This window comes from Alteromonas sp. MMG017 (genome assembly GCF_018100795.1).
Classification (GTDB): Bacteria; Pseudomonadota; Gammaproteobacteria; order Enterobacterales; family Alteromonadaceae; genus Alteromonas.
The window spans coordinates 126500-145135 of sequence record NZ_JAGJDY010000005.1 but is presented as its reverse complement, the minus strand read 5'-3'; the positions used below and the strand labels follow the sequence as shown (position 1 = coordinate 145135).

Below are 18636 nucleotides of genomic sequence, written 5' to 3'. Positions count from 1 at the left end.
ACCAGAATATTTTTAGATGCTGCCTCACATTTGTTACATAAGCTCATATCTTCCATTTAAAGCACTATCGTAATCGCTTCTTTTTATTAAATTTTACATATACAACACTATTTATGAGCAATTTTTTTGATCTTTTCTGAAACTGATGTAGTATTAACACCATACAACTGGTCAGATGAGCGGATGAGTCAAATATGAGTATTAGAACTAGCTTAAAAAAAGTGTTACCACCAATTTCTGTAACCGAGCAGGAGGCGTTAGACGCGGGTGACGTTTGGATTGAATCTTCTATTTATCAGGGTAAACCTGATATGCAGGCACTTCGTGATATTCCTCAAGCAAAATTGAGCGCTGAAGAGCAAGCATTTATGGACGGCCCAGTATCAGAATTACTGGGTATGATTGATGATTTCGAGTTAAACAACGGCGATCACATTCCTCAAGACGTTTTAGACTTCTTAGGTAAGAACCGTTTCTTCTCAATGATCATTCCTAAGAAATTTGGTGGTCTTGAGTTTAGCCCGTACGCTAACTCAACGATTGTTGCCACTATAGCGGCAAAATCTGGTGCAATCGCAGTAACCGTTATGGTACCTAACTCATTAGGTCCGGGTGAGTTGCTTATGCATTATGGTACGACTGCCCAACAAGATTACTGGTTACCACGCCTTTCTGATGGTCGTGATATCCCGTGTTTTGCCCTAACTAGCCCAGAAGCAGGTTCAGATGCCGGTGCTATTCCTGATGCCGCTATCGTCACTAAAGGCGAGTACAACGGCGAAGAAGTACTTGGTCTTCGTATCAGCTGGGACAAGCGTTATATTACGCTAGCGCCAATTGCTACCGTACTTGGCTTGGCATTTAAAGTATTCGATCCAGAGCAATTACTTGGTGACAAACTAGAGCTAGGTATTACCTGTGCCCTACTGCCTAAGTCTCACCCTGGTGTAGAGCTTGGTAACCGTCACGACCCTATGGGCGTGCGCTTTTATAACGGTACAACTCGTGGCCAAGATGTATTTATTCCTATGGAATTTATTATCGGTGGTCAGAAAAATATCGGTCGCGGTTGGCAGATGCTAGTAGCGTGTCTTGGTGCAGGTCGTGGTATTTCACTTCCAGCGATGGGCGTTGCAACAGCACAATCTGCATTCAAAGGTACGGTTGAGTATTCATTTGTACGTGAGCAGTTCGGTGTGCCTATTGGTCGCTTCGAAGGTATTCAAGAGAAGATGGCAGACATCGCGGGTAAGACTTTCTTATTGGAAGCCATGCGTGTACTTACCACTGAAGGCTTAGGCTTAGGTGTTAAACCATCGGTTGTTACCGCTATTGCTAAATATCACATGACCGAACTTGGTCGTGATGTGATGAATTCGGCTATGGATATTCAAGCAGGTAAAGCGATTCAGCGCGGCCCGCAAAATACCCTTGCCGGTGGATATGCAGCACTTCCTATTGCCATTACGGTTGAAGGTGCAAACATTCTTACTCGTAACCTAATGATTTTCGGTCAAGGCGCAATGCGTTGCCACCCATACTTGAAAGACATGGTTGACCTTATTCACAGCAACGATAGTTCTGCGGATAAAGAATTCAACAAAGTGTTACGTAAAACTGTTGGTTTTAGTGTTAAGAATGCATTCCGCAGTTTTGGTAAAGGTTACCTACCTTTCCTACGCGGTTCAGAGTCTGCATTGCCTGAAGTGCGTAAGTATGAAAAGCGTGTAAACAGCATTTCAGCTAAACTAGCGCCTCTTGCTGACTTGTCACTAGCAGTACTTGGCGGAGACCTTAAGAAGGCTGAGTTACTTTCAGCCCGTTTGGGTGATGTGATGAGCTACCTTTACGGTGCAATGGCAGCCATTCGTTTTTACGAGCAGCGCATTGAAGACCGTAAACTTGCACTACCGTATTTCGAATATGCTATGCAGTGGTCATTACAACAAGCTGATCAGGCAATTGTTAACTTCATCAACAATTTCCCGAACACACCGACGCGTGGCCTAATGCGCTTACTGACCAACACTTACTCAAACAGTGTTGCAGGTATCAGCGATGACCTAGTACGTGAATTGTCTATGGCATCTATGCAAGACAACAGTGTGAAAGCGCAGCTTACTCACTTAGTTCGCGTTAGCCCAGGTGATGGTAACGACATTAACGAACAAGCGTTTAAAGCGAAACATGCGGTTGCACACCTGTTAGGTAAAGTGCAAAAAGCACTTCGCAAAGAGCCAGTAGTGCCGTTTATCTCGTTTGAACACGCACTAAACAAGCTTCAAGAAAAAGCTGTTATTAATGCCGAAGAAGCTGCACAGTTGCATGATTACAACGAAAAACGCCAATTGGCGGTTCGTGTTGATGAGTACACTTTCGACATGGAACTATTGCCAGCAACTGAGACGTTGCGCGCAATCGATGGCGGAAAAAACGCGGCTTAGTACTACTTATTTAGCTCGCTATTTATAGAAAGCTCTGGCCTATGGCCGGAGCTTTTTTGTATGTGAAAATGACTTTGCTTTAGCGCAAAAAAGCGCAGCCTACCCTCCTTGTATATGCAAACCGTCGTGGCTTGCACTAAAGGGTGAAAATTCCCCCTTTAACATCTACGCTTTATATATCCATTCTTATCTATAAAGATTTATGCAAATACTAAAGCTTCTTAGTACTGCTTTATTTTTTTCTTTTATTTGCTCAGCTGATTGTTTAGCTAATGGTGCTGACGATTCGCCTATGCTCATTGGTTATGTGGGGCACCCTAGAGTGGTGAGTCATTACAACGATATTGTTGCCAGAACTTATAGCAAACTTGGCATCAGTGTGGAGTTTATTGAAGTGGGTGGTGAGCGAGGTCTTCGATTACTCGATGAAGGCATTACTGATGCCGATACCGTTCGCTACGAACTAGTTGCAGACGAGTTTAGCAATTTTTATATCTTGCACCCTGTTATAGCAAAAGGCGCGACAATTTTATTGTGCATGCGTAATAGTCTATGTGAAAGCAGTGTGCTTTCAAACCCTAATATCGCCATTGCCGCCACCACACGGTTTAACGTCAATGTAGATCAGAATGGCCCCGCCATTACCGCAGATATCCGTGAATACGACCGCTTCGACCAAGTTGTGAATCTACTCGTTTCAGGCCGATACGACTATGCGTTATTGCCGACCGACTTTTCCGATGAAGCTACGTTTAAAAATTTAGGTGCTCAACATCTTGTTATTGTAGAGCACAATATCGTTCATGTGGTTAACAACAAATATCTTCACCTGCAGGAAGACTTATCAAAAGCTCTGAGTGCCGTTTTAAAGGAAGTTAATGCAATTAAGGCTAGTAATTAACGCGATTGGCGCTAAATGGCCGTTGCTATAAAAACCGTTACTTCTTACGTTGCATAGCAATTTTGATGGTTTGCGTGTAATTTAACCAAGGTAAGTGTGTAGATTTAAAGCAGTAAAAGCTATATCACTGCTATTGTTTACTAAACCAATAAAACTTCACACCAAATTTAGCTTAAAAGCTTATTGAGTTGGAACGTAGATTTATAGTGAAAAGTTTTGATAAACAAAGAGGTTCAACCTCCCCTATTCCCATAACGCCGCAAATGCAGCGCGACATGGTAGATATGCTAAACAGTAATATGTTTACTGGTTTAGTCATGACCTTCGTTGCCTTTTTAGGCTTAACGTTCGGTTTCGGATTCGATACCGAAAAAGCCCAAAACTCAAAAGTATTGCTTTTTATCGCAATGAGCACGGTTATTCTTCTTCGGTTTGCGGATGGCCTTTTCTGGTTAACGAGATTAAAAGGCACCGAATATAATGTGCGACCTGTAAAATTTAGGTTCGCGATTGGCGTGTATTTAGCCTCTGCGGTATGGGCACTTTATTCAATACTTCTTTACTCCTCTATGTCCCCTGTAGAGTTAGCGACAACCATGGTTGTCTTAGGCGCGATGGCCGGTGGTGCAGCTTCAGTATTAGCGCCAAGTAAAGTTTTCGTTTTTGTCTACACCACGTCATTGCTTGTGCCCATATCAATTAGAGCCTTGTTTGACGATGATAGAAATTTTGTTGTTTTGGGTATATTGGGCTTTATTTTTTGTATCGGTATACTCGTTAGCTCCCTGCGTTACCACCGATTCTTTTTTGACACCGTATCGCTGAGGTATAAGAACAACCGTCTTGTCGAGCAGATGCAAGCCGATAGAAAAGAGACAGCTAAAATTAACGCCATGCTGCGTAAATCTAACGAGCAGTTAGATGATGCTAATGCCAATTTAGAAGATGAAGTTGAGAAACGTACCGCCGATATTTTTCGATTATCTAATAGAGATCCGCTAACTAATTTACTGAACAGAAACGGTCTGTTCAAACAGTTAAATACTCTCATTGAAAGCACCAAAGCGCTTGATAATAACCTTGCGGTTTTGTTTATCGATTTAGATGGTTTTAAGCAGGTAAACGATAGTTTAGGGCATAAGGTCGGCGATATTGTACTTGCAGAAATTGCTAACCGACTTGCCGAATACTGCGAAAAAGATCATCTTGCCAGATGGGGAGGTGATGAATTTGTTGCGGTAACTCCCTACGCAACCGTTCATACCGCAGTGGCCGTTGCCCATGCTATGCGTAGCGGAGTCACAGAACCTATCATAGCTTTAGAAAACCAAATCACACTAGATGCCACTATCGGCATTGCGATATACCCTGAGCATGGCAATGACACCATGACGCTTATTCAACAAGCTGACTTGACCATGTACGATCAAAAACGCAAACAACGGGGCACTATCGGCGTTTTTAGTGAAGACTTACATGAAAAAATAAAGAGCGAACAGCGACTTTGTGAGCAATTAAGACATGCCATAGATAAAAACGCTTTTACTGTGCACTACCAACCTATTATTTGCGCCGATACACAAAAGCTAACATCGGTTGAAGCGCTACTGCGTTGGAATTGTGATGGCAAAGTAATCTCACCAGCGCGCTTTATTCCCCTAGCTGAGCGCACAGGGTTAATGCCTGAAATAGGCGCATGGGTGTTAAACCATGCCTGTATAGATGCAACCGAATGGCCATTCGAAGATGACATCGCGTTATCTGTGAATGTATCTATTAGTCAGTTGCTTGATGAAACCTTCATTAATACGCTGGATAAGGTGCTAGCGTCTACCAATATTGTCCCTTCCCGCCTTTACTTGGAAATAACAGAAAGCGTGTTCGCCAACAATGTTAATGCGGTTGCAAACCAAATACATAACGTTAAGGCGCGGGGCGTTAAGATATCAATCGATGACTTTGGTACAGGGTACTCTTCCTTAAGCAGATTGCAGTCAATGCCGTGTGATTTTATAAAAATTGATCGCTCATTTGTACAGAATACCAATGAAGGTAGTGATACTATTATGCGCGCAACCATGCTCATCGCAAACGAGTTTGGTTGTAAGACTATTGCTGAGGGCATTGAAACCTTAGACCAAATGAACCACATCAAGACCCTAGGTGTGGATTATATCCAAGGCTTTCTTTACGCTAAACCAATGCCATTGAGCGACCTTAAAACCTGGTATAACGAAAACAAATAATATTCATGGCTCAACTTTATTTTTATTACTCTGCAATGAACGCAGGAAAATCGACCTCTCTTTTACAATCAGCTTATAACTATCGCGAGAGAGGCATGCACTCTCTGATTTATACCGCTGCCTTTGATGACCGCTATGGCGTAGGAAAAGTAACCTCTAGAATTGGGTTACAAGCCGACGCAAAACTTTATGGCAATGATGACGATCTATATGAAGCCATTAAACAAGATAATGAAGAAAAGCGCTTAGATTGTATTTTCATTGATGAAGCACAGTTTCTAACACAAGTTCAAGTTCGTCAGTTAATAGAAGTGGTAGACGAATTAGATATCCCCGTTCTGGCTTACGGATTACGTACTGACTTTTTGGGTGGCACTTTCGAAGGAAGCCACTACCTTCTGGCTTGGGCTGATAAGTTGTTCGAACTTAAAACGGTTTGCCACTGTGGGCGCAAAGCGAACTTCGTGGTAAGGCTAGATGAAGACGGCAATGCGGTTACCGATGGAGATCAAGTACAAATTGGTGGCAACGATCGCTACGAGTCAATGTGCAGAAAGCATTTTAAAGAGTTGGTCTGGGATAAAAACAAAATTTAATGTTTCTTGAACTTCACTCTTTGAAAGTAAGTATATACTTCAACTATTACGTTTGAATTACCTCAAAGAGTGTCGCTTTGGATCTAGACCGCTATACAACACTCGTCATTTCATTATCAAAACGCGGATTGGATGAGCAGGATAAACTATCTGCGATAGTGTCGTGCCTTCGACTAAGTATTCCAGCTGCGAACCGAATAAGCTTATGGCGATTTGAAGAAAACAAAACCCGAATCCGGTGCCTTACGTTAAATCAGGATGGCCAAAATTTGCCAACCCATGGTTTATCGCTGTCTGAAGAAGATATTCCCAATTATTTTGACGACATATTAAAACAAAGTGTGTTAGTCGCTTCAGATGCCCGCAACCACCCTTCCACCAAGTGTTTCAACGAAAATTACTTTAAGCCAAACGACATTTACTCACTACTGGATTTCACTTTCCACCACCAGTTCAACCCTATTGGTGTTATATGCTGCGAAAAGACACACAGTGCAATCCAATGGTCTCAAAATGATATCGATAACTTAAAGCGTGTGGCGCAAATAACATCTATGTTTTACGACAGTGAGACACCCTAAAACAAGATTAGCCATTAAGCACTTACGGTTTCACCCACCTTCAATTCAAAGGGTAGTATTGTGCTTTTCAATGATTCGCTGAGCAAGGCTTGTGCGGCCATCTCTCCCTTAAGCGCACTTGATTGGCAAACAGTAGTTAAATTAGGACGCGTTCTGTCTGCTTCTTCAATACCGTCAAAGCCTGTAATTTTTAGCTCTTCAGGTACTTTGATCCCCATCGAAAGCGCTGATTGCAGTAGTTCTAGGGCAATAATGTCACTCATACATAAGACGGTATTAGGCCTAGGGTTACTATTTAACACCTCTTTAGCCGCTTGCTTTGCGAAGCTCCGTTCACTTTCTGGAATGTGCCAAACCCAATCATTTGAAATTGTTGCTTCGCTTTCATCAATTGCTTTCATATAACCGTCTAATCGGCGATGAGAAATAGAAGTTTGAACTTCGATAAGCGGACTGTCATAAATGCGACAGGTACTTGGAGACTCAATTAATCGCAGCCCTAAAATGGCGACATGATCACCTGGGGAGATGGCATTTTTAGCGATTTGATACGCGGCGTTATAATTATCGATATTAACGGAAGGAAGCCCTTCAATATCGAAATCTACTGTAATAGCAGGTTTACTTTGTTTGGCCAGCTCTTCCGCTAACTTATAATTTCGTGGTGCACCGTAACAAATGAACCCATCAACGAAATCCACCACATCGAGGATACTTTCTGAGTCGCCCGCATAAAGAAGCAGGTGCTTACCTTGCTGCTGCAATATACTTGAAACCCCTTTAATGAAGGTGCTGGCCACAGGGTCACTGACGGTATAAGGAATACTATCAGCCAGTACTAGGGCAACAATATTAGAACGCCCTTTTCTTAATATTTGTGCCGCTTTGTTAGGCCCGGTGTAACCAATGCGATCGCACTCGGCAAGGATATGCTCTCGACGTGCTTTAGAAAGTTGATCGGGCCTATTAAATGCATTTGAAATAGTGGCGGTAGACACATCTAACTGCAGCGCTACATCTTTAAGTGTCAATTTTGTTTTGGTCATTTTTATTTGTACTATTCCCTGCGTTTTTAGCAACAACACTAACAGTAACTATTTGCGCATAAAACAAACTTTAAGCTTACCTAGTTGTTTGCTACCCGCTATTTACAGTAAAGATAACCTTAACTATATCACCACTTAAACGATTAATTCACACCTCTTATCGAATACCTATGACTGAAAGGTTTTAAGCGAATGAGGCATGAAGACTATTGTGCTCAGTTACCTTGATAACTATCACTGTTGTGATTACCGTGTTCCAAATATTTTATCGCCTGCATCACCTAATCCAGGCAATATGTAGCCCTTTTCGTCCAGTCGGTGGTCAATAGCTGCAGTGAAAATCTCTACATCAGGATGGGCATCGACCACAGCTTTAATACCTTCTGGCGCGGCTACTAAAAAGAGCCCCATGATTTTCTTACAACCCTTTTGCTTCAGTAGGTCGATGGTGGCAATTAACGTACCGCCAGTCGCAAGCATTGGGTCAACGATTAACGCGGTGCGTTCGTCAATATTTTTTACTACTTTGTCAAAGTAGGCAACAGGCTGCAGTGTGTCTTCGTCGCGATACAAACCAACCACACTAATTTTTGCATTAGGGATTAGTTCTAATACGCCCTCTAGCATGCCCAACCCAGCACGAAGGATAGGGACCACGGTAATCTTCTTACCTTTAATTTGCTTAACTTCAACATCATCACCAGACCAACTTTTTATCACCGCACGCTCTGTGGGTAGTGTTCGAGTTGCCTCGTATGTCAGTAAGTTACCTACTTCTGATGCTAACTCTCGAAAGTCTTTGCTGCTAATTTTGGCATAACGCATTAACCCTAATTTGTGTGCAATCAATGGGTGAGTTATTTCATGAACGGCCATTTTACTTCCTTAAGTATCTGTTTTACACAGTTTAACCGCTCATTCCATTTAGGCAAAATTAACCTAACGTATTTTCTCCTACATTCACGGTGCTACCGTCAGGTAATGTCATCTCTATTCTAATGCTTCCCCCTACCGCCGCTAGGTAAGCCGACGCTCTATGAAGAGGCACATCTTGAATGCGCTTCGACTCAAGTTTACTTACGCCAGAAGCAGTCACGCAAAGCGCCATCGCCACCACTTCTTGTTTTACTCTGTGTTGCTTTCTAATTTCACCTAACGTTAATTCTCTCATTGTTTTGCCGCCGATATATTTTGGGCATAAAAAAACCCAGATAGTTTAACCTTTCTGGGCTTTTGCAAAACGTTCTTACTTTTATGCTATGCCCAGAAGCGAATACTTGCCCCTGAACACTCAGCGTCAGGCGCTATTATTGGGTATAATTGTAAAAGTAATTAAAAGTAACGTTTTGCATAATGAGTTCTCTTTAATAGTTGAAAGGCGCACGTGCGCTGTTCACTTATCCTTAACCATACCATTATTATTGGCAATAACAACGACTTTCCATTTTGGAATTTGTCGACTACCCTATTCACCTTTACCAGAAACTTACACTTTACTTGGCAACTTTCACCTTTAAACTCTCTCATAAGATTATCTTTAGCTACCTCAAAAATTATAATTATGAAATTACTTGTTCCCTTTTTAGTTGCTACTAGCGTTTTAGCAGGCTGCGCCGGTAAACCAGACCACCGAGATCAAGGTGAAGTGTTTTTCGAAACCAAGATTAACCCTGATGGCACCAAATTATTTGCCTTTAGCATTGGTATGCCGAGCCGAGGTAATCGAGAAAATGGCAGCGGTCAGCGCCCTTCTCGAGGTGGTGAAGGTGGTGGTCGCGGCGGCAGAAGTGGCGGCCAAAATGGTGGCGGAGAAGCTAGGGGCGGTAACGATCGTAATGCCGAACGTATGGAAGCTTTTTACGATACTTTGAGTGAAAAGTTATTTGAAACGCAATATTGCCGTAATGGCTATATCGAAATTGATACTCATGAAACTGAAGGCCGTTATCACCTTCTCGGCGAGTGCCAAGAATCAGCGTCAGAGGAAGATAAACTCAAATTTGCCAATCCTTATTAATTGATAAGTCATCGCTCATACACTTATTAATCGCGGTATGGGCGATCACTTTTCATGCTTTGATAAATATCAAAAGTGCTAACGCATGTTGGATGAAACGTTAATCACAAACTTTTATTACAAGCGACTGTTGCGAGCTTCTGTTTCAAGCACAATAAACGTTAAAACTGCGTACCTATTTCAGCCCCTTTTAGTTTCTCTAAAAAAGCCGCAACCGCTACATCGCCTTCTTCAGGCGCCCAACTTGCAAAGCCCTTGTCGTCCATGACTTCGTAGGGCCCTTGTTTCACTTCCATAAATACCACTGGCTCAAAACAAACCGTGGCATGCCATACGTTAGGCGGGATCTCTACCCCTACACAATCACCTCCGGCGCTTAAGGTTATGCGCCTAGTCAATACAGCATTGTTGTCAAAAAAGAGTAAATCGATACTCCCTTCCACAGCCATAAAAAACTCCCATTTGTGCTCTTGGGTATGGCGATGCGGACGAACATAAGAGTCTGGCTCCATTGCAATGAATAGGCGCTGGACTAAATCTTCATAACTTTTATGAACGTTGTGATTCGCTCTTCGTCTTGGGCTATTTTTCGCACTTTCTTTAAGTGCGTCGCGCTGTTCGTGATTAAAAAGCTGGATATGGTTAAGCATGACACCTTCCTTGTATTGCTTTTTTAACAGGGTTGCCTGTCTTCGACGCCCAAAAGGGCTAAAGGCCTGCACATTTAGATTAACGCGTAGCCCGGTCAACGAGGGCTTCTCGTATTTTGTAGTACCCTTTACGTTAGCATCGACAGTGTTGAAAAAGCAAAAAGACGAGCATATTGCTCGCCTTTGTCATTCGGTCACAGTCTGAGCCTTAGGCTTAGCGTTTTATGTTAGCCGCTGAACTTGCCTAAACCTTCAACCAATAGTGCTTTAATCTCTTGCCCTTGCTCGGTATCAAGGTAAGCTTTTGCACTATTCACAATTTGCATAATCTGCTCTGGTTCTAGGCCTAGCGCTTCAAATTGCTTGTTCAATTCATTAACTGATTTAAAGCTATCGCTATAACTTGCGGCTTTATCAAGAATACTGCTTAAACCGCCTTCAGAAGTTACGTTGCTAATATCAGGCACTGAGCCCAATAGAGAATCAAGCCCTGGCAACGCGTTACTAAGCTCACTGAACTGGCTAGCTGAAATATTATCTTTTGCGTAGTTGAAGATAGATGCTAAGCCACCTGTCGCTTGAGATTCAGTAATGCCTACCGCGTCACTGACTGAGCGTGTCATGTCAGAAATATTGGGTACGGCTTCAACTTCTTCGGTCATACCAAACAAGCCTTTAAGGGAATCCAACCATCCTTCGGCATGGCTTTGAGGAGCAACGGTAAGTCCTGATACTAAAACTAGAGCGTAAATTTTTTTCATATTTATTTTTTATTGTGAGCAGGGTGCAAAGGGCGCTGCCGACAATCCATCCTTAGTGATTTTAAGAGCCACAATTCTATGCGTATTTGAAATTATCGCAATTAGGCAAAAGGATAAAACTACGCCCTAGCACTTATTCGTACAGGGCTGAGCTGTTATATCATAGTTGTGTGAATACCTTCAGAGCCTACTACGAAGTGAATCAAGTTTCTCGGGCATAAGTACAAAGGCCCTAGCAAGCCCCATCCCATAACCCGGCCCTTCGTTGTCTAATTCAGAGGCTGGCAAATAAAATTGCTGTGTTGCATCTGAGCGATATAAGGCTGAATCTACAATGTGCCATTGTCCATTATGCCACACTTCAGTCCAAGCGTGCCCAAACGCATTGACATGATCAGTTTGCTCAACAATGACAGTACCAATAATGACTCTTGCAGATAGACCTAAAGAGCGAGCCAATGCCGCTGTCAGTACCGCATATTCTGTGCAATCACCGCTGCGTTGGCTGGCAACCACCGAAGCAATGTTAAAACCGTGAATATAGTTTGGGTCAACAATATAGCCATCAACAAAGGCTGCAAGATGCTCTAACTTAAAAGGCACATCGGCATAAGCTTGTTGATAGCTAGCAACGAACGCTTTCGTACTGGGCTCGCTTAAATCCACAACAAAACTATCTGCGCTATGCTTTTCATTAACTGGTTTACTATAACGAGGCATTAAAGATAAAGTAATTGATAAGCGATTATCGCTCAGCTGTTCGGCAGAAACCCCTTCCCAACTTGCTAGGTGGGTAGCCAGCTTATTTGAGTTTGACGATACCAGCTCAAAATTAATGCGCCTTGAAAGTGGCAAAGCCTGACCTTCAGCAAGCTCGATACCTATTTCAGCCATTGAGGGCACAGATTGCGCACTTGCTGTATAAGTAAACGCAAAACCAACTAGTAGGCTCAACCCAATAGGTAAACGGCTTAAAAACCGCATTATAATATTGGGTTCCCTTCAAAATGCATTAGCACCATGTCCATTTTAAGCCCACCTTGTTGCATAATACCCTTACTAATGATGCCTTTTTTGTCAGACAACATAGTCATGACCATTGGACCCATGTCAATCTTGATGTTGCCATTTGGATTATTAGCCATTTCGGTAATGACAACCTCAATTGCAGCGGTAGGATCAGCATCAGCCGTCCACATGTAGAAACTGCCGGAGTTAGTGTCTGAATTAAGCATTTTAACTGATTCCAAATAGCTGCCGTAGCTTGATAGTAACCAGTCTTTGTGGGCTAGCTCCATTTCTACCGGTTTGCCTTGCAGCTCACCTTTAATCTGCCAAGCGTCTTCAACATAATCAATATTAAAGCTTGATGCCATAGTGCTATTTTCAATAGTATATTCGCTGGCGTTAATCAAAGCGCCATCGGGACTGCTCCAAGAAAAAGCGACGGAATCTGAACGCGCAATTGATGTTTCATCTACAGGGATGATAAATGCTGTCCCTACTTCAATTTCAATATCGCCTTCGTTATCTTCAATGTATTTTTCACGGGTGAACCCCATGGGGATGTCATTTATTAATACTTGATAGGTAGATTTATAGAATTCTGAAGACGGTTGGCCGGCAGTAAACGCCCGTACAAATGATTTGAACACAGCAACAAACGCGTTTTGATAACCCATTTCGTTATGTATGCAGACTTGCAAGCTATTATCAGTTTCTGCAGACAGACCTTTTAAAAGGCCTGATACCTTTTCATCATCCTCTCCCACCGTATACAAAGTGTCGAGTGAAAGGTAAGGCGTAGCATCTACTACACCCACATCCATAGCATAGTTAAATTGACCGGAAAGCTTTTTTTCATTGAGCGCTTCCACTCCCGACAAGCTGTATTCTGCAACTGAATACAGTGAATTGGCAGGGCCATCAAATTCGCTAAATGCGTAACACTCTACTGGTGCACCGGTACCAATATCGATGGTGTAGTACCACGTACCGTCAGCAGCATCTTGCAACGTAGCTTGCCCCAATACCGGACTATTTACTTGGAAATCAGCTATTTCTATGGGTGAAGTGTTTGTGACTTTCGTATCTCTTCCCATTGCATCTTTGAACCAGTCTGGAAAATCATTGATATTGACTAAGTCAACTGCACTGGCGTTAAACGCTAACAAGCTTGAGAATGATACAATGGTAAAAACACTGCCTAACTTCATAAATAGTCGTTCCTTGATTATATGTCATTGGTTAACAAGCGTTCTGCTGGTTCAATTAATTTACAATACGTCTTTTATGCGAATATTTCTATATTCTTTTGCGCGCGCTACTTCTTCGCGTTTTTCTTCATTCTTATACTTTGTGCTTCACGCTTTTCATTTCGTTTTTCTTTTCTAGCTTTTTTATCTGGCGTAAGCGAGCCATCTTTGAACCGTTGCTTGCGCTTGGCGTTATCAGCGGCTTTCTTTGCTGCCGCTTCTGCTATTTCACGTTTTTCGACTTCAATCATCTCTGGCGTTTCTAGGGTTATTCGGCCTAATTTACCTGATTGCAGTTCGTTCAATAATACTTCACATATTTTGTGAAGATTTACGCGCCCACCAGTCATTATCGCGCCCCGCTTTTTTGCCGCGGCTTCTAAAAACTCTATTTCAGTGTCAGGAATGTCTTCTAATTTGTAATTCGTTTTTAGCACTTCAGGATACGCTTTAATTAGGTAATCGGCAGCGTAAAACCCTACATCATCATATTCCATGGCGGTGTTCTTAACCGCCCCTGAAGACGCTAAACGATAAATAGAATTAGGGTTTTCTAGCTTTGGCCATAACACCCCTGGGGTATCGAAAAGCACAATGCCATCACCTAAATTAATACGTTGCTGGCTTTTCGTCACCGCTGGCTCGTTACCGGTTTTAGCTATAATACGGTCGGCCAAAATATTTATAAGGGTAGACTTCCCTACGTTTGGAATTCCCGTGATCATGGCTTTAATCGCTTTATGCTGCACGTCTTTGTGCGCACAAATGGTTTTAATCAGCCCCATCACTTGTTTACTACTAGCAGGGTTATCGCTAGAAGTAGTAAGGGTTTTAACCCCACGTTCAGATTCCAAGTATGCTTGCCACTGCGCCGTTATTTCCGGGTCGGCCAAGTCGTACTTATTGAGAATTTTTATGCACGGCTTATCGCCTCGTAATTTTGCAATCTCTGGGTTTTCGCTTGAAAACGGGATGCGTGCATCAAGCACCTCAATCAGTACATCTACCTGACTAAGCGATTCCTTAATCTCTTTAAGGGCTTTGTGCATGTGCCCAGGAAACCATTGTAAGGCCACTGTTATTATCCTTTTCGGGTGTGATACCAAGCTATTAGTACTTTGCTAATGTCTAGGTTGTTATCAAGCTAATGAGGAACCAGCGAATAACGCTAAGCCGCATTAATCTTTCAATAATGAGTTTACTGCGTATTGTCGCAGTGGGGTGAATATATGTTTGATTAACCTTAGCAAAAGGCTAACGGGACAACTCATAAACACACATATTCACGGCACTGGCCAAGTTAAGCGAATCTATCTTACCACTGCCGGCTATGGTGTACGCCTCGGCATTAAACTGAGAAAGCGCCGATTTAGGAACGCCGCGGGCCTCATTACCAAATAAGTAGCAGTCGAAATCTGAAAACGACGATGCGGTAACGGCTTCACCTGCCATATCTAAATAGGCAAACCGGCTAAAGCGGGATTGTAATGCGTTTAGGCTCACGTCTAATTCAATAGGCACGTGAAAGATTGCCCCCATACTTGAACGCACCACTTTAGAATTAAAAGGGTCTACGCTGTTGGGGCTTAGTAATAAGGTGAAATTATCGAACCAGGCTAATGTTCTTATTATGGTGCCTAAATTTCCTGGGTCTTGAACTTCGTGCAGATACACATAGCGCTGCTTACCTGTATGTTTAAGCTCTTGTTTCGAACCTTTATTCGACGCATTCTCTAGAGTATTGGCTGCGCTAGCTGTAGGGCTAGGCAGTGGCACACAGGCAATAATACCTTGTGGCGTTTTAGTATCACTTAACTGTGACATTTGCTTTTGGGTGACGTTTACAACCGTAAAACCCGAATCAAGTGCCCTCGCCTTTTGTTCAAAGTCATCGGTGATGTAAAGCGTGATAGATTCTGCACTTAGCTTTTCACTAGTATGAGCATTTATCGTCTTAGCAAGCTCCAATACCAAATGCTCGCCTTCCACTAAATAAAAGCCGAATTGGCTACGGTATTTTTTCTGATGCAGCTTTTTAACATCATCCAGTTTCAACATTCTATTTTTTCCGTTTTAGGAGACGAAGCGTACAGGTGCATTGTTGTTTATTAATCGGGCACGCTATTCGTGTTCAAGCAAGGCGAGTTTATCTGGCACACCATTCCATACATCGGCGTCTTCAGGCGGCGCTTTAAGCTCGATGATGTTAGGCCATTTCGCGGCAAGCGCTTCGTTGATGGCCAAATACGGTTTTTGCGCATCAGTGAGGTGCGTGTCTTGAACAATGGCGTCGGCAGGACATTCAGGCACACATAGCGCACAATCGATACATATAGCAGGATCTATGGCTAAAAAATTAGGTCCTTCAAAGAATGCATCTACTGGGCATACTGCAACACAGTCTGTGTACTTACAGTTTATGCAATTGTCTGTCACTACAAAGGTCATTTGCACCTACATGCTTGGGTTATTATTTCAGGGTGCCAAGTTTAAATTAGCCTGTGTAAAACTCAAATTTCTTTTTACTCTATTATTCTAAGGTAAATAAGCTAATTAACCCACTGCTTACCCGTGATTGCAGCTAGTATTAGTCTTGTTGCTGATTTACCATACGCGCGCCCTGACGGAAAGGCCGTCCGGCAAAGCTAAGAGTACCTATTATTATGTTGCGTTTAACCGATATTAAATTACCGCTAGATCACGATGAAGTTGCGATAGAAAACGCAATTTTGCACAAGCTTCAAATCACAAAGTCGATGCTTCTTGAAACCACGGTATTTAAACGAGGTTACGATGCGCGTAACAATAGAGACATCCAGCTTATTTACACCCTTGATGTAGCGGTAGAAAACGAAGCTGCACTGCTCGAAAAATTCGCCAAAGATACCAGCGTGCGATTAACCCCTGACATGCGTTATAAGTTTGTTGCCACTGCACCAAGTGATATTACAGACCGTCCAGTGGTGGTTGGTCTTGGGCCTTGCGGTCTATTCGCTGCGCTGATTTTGGCACAAATGGGTTTCAAACCCATTGTACTTGAGCGAGGTAAAGCTGTTCGTGAACGCACCAAAGACACCTTTGGTTTTTGGCGTAAACAACCCTTAAACCCAGAGTCGAATGTACAATTTGGCGAAGGCGGCGCGGGCACTTTTTCTGACGGCAAGCTATATAGTCAGGTAAAAGATCGCAAGCATTATGGCCGTAAGGTATTGAATGAATTTGTTGCTGCTGGCGCCCCTGAAGAAATCATGTATGTGAGTAAGCCGCATATTGGTACGTTTAAACTGGTGAGCATGGTAGAGAAAATGCGCGAGCAGATCATTTCTCTTGGCGGTGAAATTCGCTTCAGTACTCGGGTAGAACGTTTGGATTTAGACAGCCCTGGTGCTGATACAAACAGCTCTGGTGTAGATGAACAGTCAAAAAGCCATAAAATTAAAGGGCTTTTCTTATCTGACGGTAGCTACCTCCCCTGCACCAAAGTGATTATGGCAATAGGCCATAGCGCGCGCGATACCTTTCAATCACTTTATGACCAAGGTGTGTACATAGAAGCTAAGCCCTTCTCAATTGGTTTTAGAATTGAACACGAACAAAGCATGATCGACAGCTGTCGATTTGGCGATAACGCTGGAAACCCTATTTTGGGCGCAGCCGATTACAAACTTGTGCACCACTGTAGAAATGGCCGTACTGTATACAGCTTTTGTATGTGTCCAGGTGGAACTGTTGTGGCTGCAGCATCTGAACCAGGCCGCGTAGTCACCAATGGCATGAGCCAATATTCTCGTCACGAACGAAATGCCAACAGCGCTATTGTGGTAGGTATTACCCCTGAAATAGATTACCCAGAACACCCGTTGGCGGGCATAGATCTTCAGCGTAAACTAGAGGAATTGGCTTATAAGGTTGGCGGCGAAAACTACCACGCACCCGCGCAGCTTATTGGCGACTTTTTAGCTGGCAAACCAAGCGAAGAAGTGGGTGACGTAAAGCCTTCTTATACACCAGGTATTACCCTGACAGATTTAAGTAAAGTCGTTCCTGATTTTGTTATCGAATCTATCCGCGAAGCCATTCCCGCATTTAATCGTCAAATCAAAGGCTTTGCTAAGGCTGATGGTATGCTAACCGGCGTTGAAACCCGTACTTCATCACCAGTATGTATCAAACGTGATAAACACTACGAGAGCGTGAATATTGAGGGTTTGTACCCGGCAGGCGAAGGGGCAGGCTATGCAGGAGGCATCTGGTCTGCAGGTATTGATGGCATTCGCGTAGCAGAAGCGGTAGCACTGGCTTTAGTGCCCTCTAGCACTCATTCCTAGCGCGGAGTAATTCTACAAGTAGGCAGAATACGGTCAGTGTTATTGCTGACCGTTAGAGAGTCATTTAAGCAAGCCAAATAAACGCCATTTCTTTCGATGCTGCGCCAGCGGAACCCTTACTACCCGCTCCTCAGTATCACAAGGCTCGACTTTGGCATCCACTTGAACGTTTGCGAATTCAAGCGCTAATTGCTGAGCATACGCTTCATCAACACCACTTACCAAAGTAAAGCGCTCAAGTGAGCTAATGGCTTTCGCCATTTGAATCACCTTCGACAGCGGTAAATCAACCAGCGTACGTAGCACTTTTAGTGCAGATACGGTATCAATATTATTTCCACTCACAATGACTTTATACATAGTTGGCTCTATTCGTCTTCAGTTTCAGATTCTTGCATTTTCATGCTGCTTGAGCTGCTAGAGCTGCTTGAGCTGCCACTCGCACCGCCACCAATGGCTAGGCCTCCCATACCAGCTAGACCTATGCCTGCTGCACCTAACCCAATTTCACCTATCGTTGCTGCGCCCGCCAAGGCAATAGGAACGGTTGCCAATCCAGCGGTAGATACAATAGCAATACCTAGCCCTACCATAGCAATACCCACGCCGATTTGCTCCCATTCGTAGCCACCAGCCACTTCATTTAATTCTAATTCAGTGAGTTGTTTCATATGCTTGCTTTCCTTTTTAAGTATTCAATTAATTCGCTAGTGTTGTCTAGCAAGGAAAGCTTACTAACAGTTAATAAAGTAAAATACTGATCTTCGGCTTAGTTATCGAGCAGATTTAACCATTAATAATAAAAAAGGGC

The 18636-nt window shown here is 43.1% G+C and carries 19 protein-coding genes; 7 read left to right on the top strand and 12 right to left on the bottom strand.

Annotated elements, in window-relative coordinates; genetic code table 11:
• Window positions 1-194 precede the first annotated feature (194 nt).
• The 5 genes from J8L84_RS09515 to J8L84_RS09495 all read left to right on the top strand — a co-directional run bounded on the left by J8L84_RS09515 (window position 195) and on the right by J8L84_RS09495 (window position 6768).
• Complete coding sequence (locus J8L84_RS09515) at window positions 195-2444, top strand: acyl-CoA dehydrogenase (RefSeq protein ID WP_211070492.1); 2250 nt, start codon at window positions 195-197, stop codon at window positions 2442-2444.
• Between the two features lie 202 nt (window positions 2445-2646).
• Complete coding sequence (locus J8L84_RS09510) at window positions 2647-3345, top strand: hypothetical protein (protein ID WP_211070491.1); 699 nt, start codon at window positions 2647-2649, stop codon at window positions 3343-3345.
• Window positions 3346-3551: 206 nt separating this feature from the next.
• Entirely contained in the window at window positions 3552-5591 is a 2040-nt protein-coding gene (locus tag J8L84_RS09505; protein WP_348771829.1) for a bifunctional diguanylate cyclase/phosphodiesterase, read from the top strand.
• 5 nt (window positions 5592-5596) lie between these two features.
• On the top strand, window positions 5597-6187 hold the full coding sequence (locus J8L84_RS09500) for a thymidine kinase (RefSeq protein WP_126871640.1): 591 nt from the start codon (window positions 5597-5599) through the stop codon (window positions 6185-6187).
• A gap of 77 nt (window positions 6188-6264) precedes the next feature.
• On the top strand, window positions 6265-6768 hold the full coding sequence (locus J8L84_RS09495; RefSeq protein ID WP_211070490.1) for a hypothetical protein: 504 nt from the start codon (window positions 6265-6267) through the stop codon (window positions 6766-6768).
• Between the two features lie 14 nt (window positions 6769-6782).
• Here J8L84_RS09495 and J8L84_RS09490 read toward each other — a convergent pair whose 3' ends face one another.
• The 3 genes from J8L84_RS09490 to J8L84_RS09480 form a co-directional block, all read right to left on the bottom strand.
• Window positions 6783-7814, bottom strand: a complete 1032-nt coding sequence (locus tag J8L84_RS09490; protein WP_211070489.1) for a LacI family DNA-binding transcriptional regulator — start codon at window positions 7812-7814, stop codon at window positions 6783-6785.
• A 246-nt stretch (window positions 7815-8060) separates the two neighbouring features.
• A complete protein-coding gene (upp, locus tag J8L84_RS09485) occupies window positions 8061-8690 on the bottom strand; it encodes a uracil phosphoribosyltransferase (RefSeq protein WP_057790428.1) in 630 nt (209 codons plus the stop codon).
• Window positions 8691-8748: 58 nt separating this feature from the next.
• Window positions 8749-8985, bottom strand: coding sequence for an XRE family transcriptional regulator (locus J8L84_RS09480; RefSeq protein WP_211070488.1), 237 nt, complete (start codon window positions 8983-8985; stop codon window positions 8749-8751).
• A gap of 390 nt (window positions 8986-9375) precedes the next feature.
• On the opposite strand from J8L84_RS09480, the gene J8L84_RS09475 reads away from it, so the two are divergent.
• Window positions 9376-9831: a hypothetical protein gene (locus J8L84_RS09475; protein WP_247670680.1), complete on the top strand. Its 456-nt coding sequence runs from the start codon at window positions 9376-9378 to the stop codon at window positions 9829-9831.
• Window positions 9832-9992: 161 nt separating this feature from the next.
• Here the strand turns inward: J8L84_RS09475 and J8L84_RS09470 are convergent, their stop codons facing one another.
• From J8L84_RS09470 to fdxA, 7 genes are all read right to left on the bottom strand, one after another.
• Window positions 9993-10481 carry a WbuC family cupin fold metalloprotein gene (locus J8L84_RS09470; RefSeq protein WP_211070487.1) on the bottom strand — a complete coding sequence of 163 codons (489 nt, stop codon included), beginning with the start codon at window positions 10479-10481 and terminating at the stop codon, window positions 9993-9995.
• 227 nt (window positions 10482-10708) lie between these two features.
• Complete coding sequence (locus tag J8L84_RS09465) at window positions 10709-11242, bottom strand: DUF2780 domain-containing protein (protein ID WP_211070486.1); 534 nt, start codon at window positions 11240-11242, stop codon at window positions 10709-10711.
• 180 nt (window positions 11243-11422) lie between these two features.
• Window positions 11423-12226 (bottom strand): transglutaminase-like domain-containing protein, encoded by an 804-nt coding sequence (locus tag J8L84_RS09460; protein WP_211070485.1) that lies wholly within the window; start codon window positions 12224-12226, stop codon window positions 11423-11425.
• Complete coding sequence (locus tag J8L84_RS09455) at window positions 12226-13458, bottom strand: hypothetical protein (RefSeq protein WP_211070484.1); 1233 nt, start codon at window positions 13456-13458, stop codon at window positions 12226-12228. Before J8L84_RS09455 ends, J8L84_RS09460 begins: the two co-directional genes overlap by 1 nt.
• A 107-nt stretch (window positions 13459-13565) precedes the next feature.
• On the bottom strand, window positions 13566-14573 hold the full coding sequence (ylqF, locus tag J8L84_RS09450) for a ribosome biogenesis GTPase YlqF (RefSeq protein WP_211070483.1): 1008 nt from the start codon (window positions 14571-14573) through the stop codon (window positions 13566-13568).
• 178 nt (window positions 14574-14751) lie between these two features.
• Complete coding sequence (locus J8L84_RS09445) at window positions 14752-15552, bottom strand: RNA methyltransferase (protein WP_211070654.1); 801 nt, start codon at window positions 15550-15552, stop codon at window positions 14752-14754.
• A 66-nt stretch (window positions 15553-15618) separates the two neighbouring features.
• The gene (gene fdxA / locus J8L84_RS09440) at window positions 15619-15945 is read right to left on the bottom strand and encodes a ferredoxin FdxA (RefSeq protein WP_211070482.1); all 327 of its coding nucleotides are present in this window, start codon (window positions 15943-15945) and stop codon (window positions 15619-15621) included.
• 215 nt (window positions 15946-16160) lie between these two features.
• On the opposite strand from fdxA, the gene J8L84_RS09435 reads away from it, so the two are divergent.
• Window positions 16161-17825: an NAD(P)/FAD-dependent oxidoreductase gene (locus J8L84_RS09435; RefSeq protein ID WP_211070481.1), complete on the top strand. Its 1665-nt coding sequence runs from the start codon at window positions 16161-16163 to the stop codon at window positions 17823-17825.
• Window positions 17826-17885: 60 nt separating this feature from the next.
• Here the strand turns inward: J8L84_RS09435 and J8L84_RS09430 are convergent, their stop codons facing one another.
• Window positions 17886-18185 (bottom strand): hypothetical protein, encoded by a 300-nt coding sequence (locus J8L84_RS09430; protein ID WP_211070480.1) that lies wholly within the window; start codon window positions 18183-18185, stop codon window positions 17886-17888.
• A gap of 8 nt (window positions 18186-18193) precedes the next feature.
• Window positions 18194-18496 (bottom strand): hypothetical protein, encoded by a 303-nt coding sequence (locus J8L84_RS09425; protein ID WP_211070479.1) that lies wholly within the window; start codon window positions 18494-18496, stop codon window positions 18194-18196.
• Window positions 18497-18636: the final 140 nt, after the last annotated feature.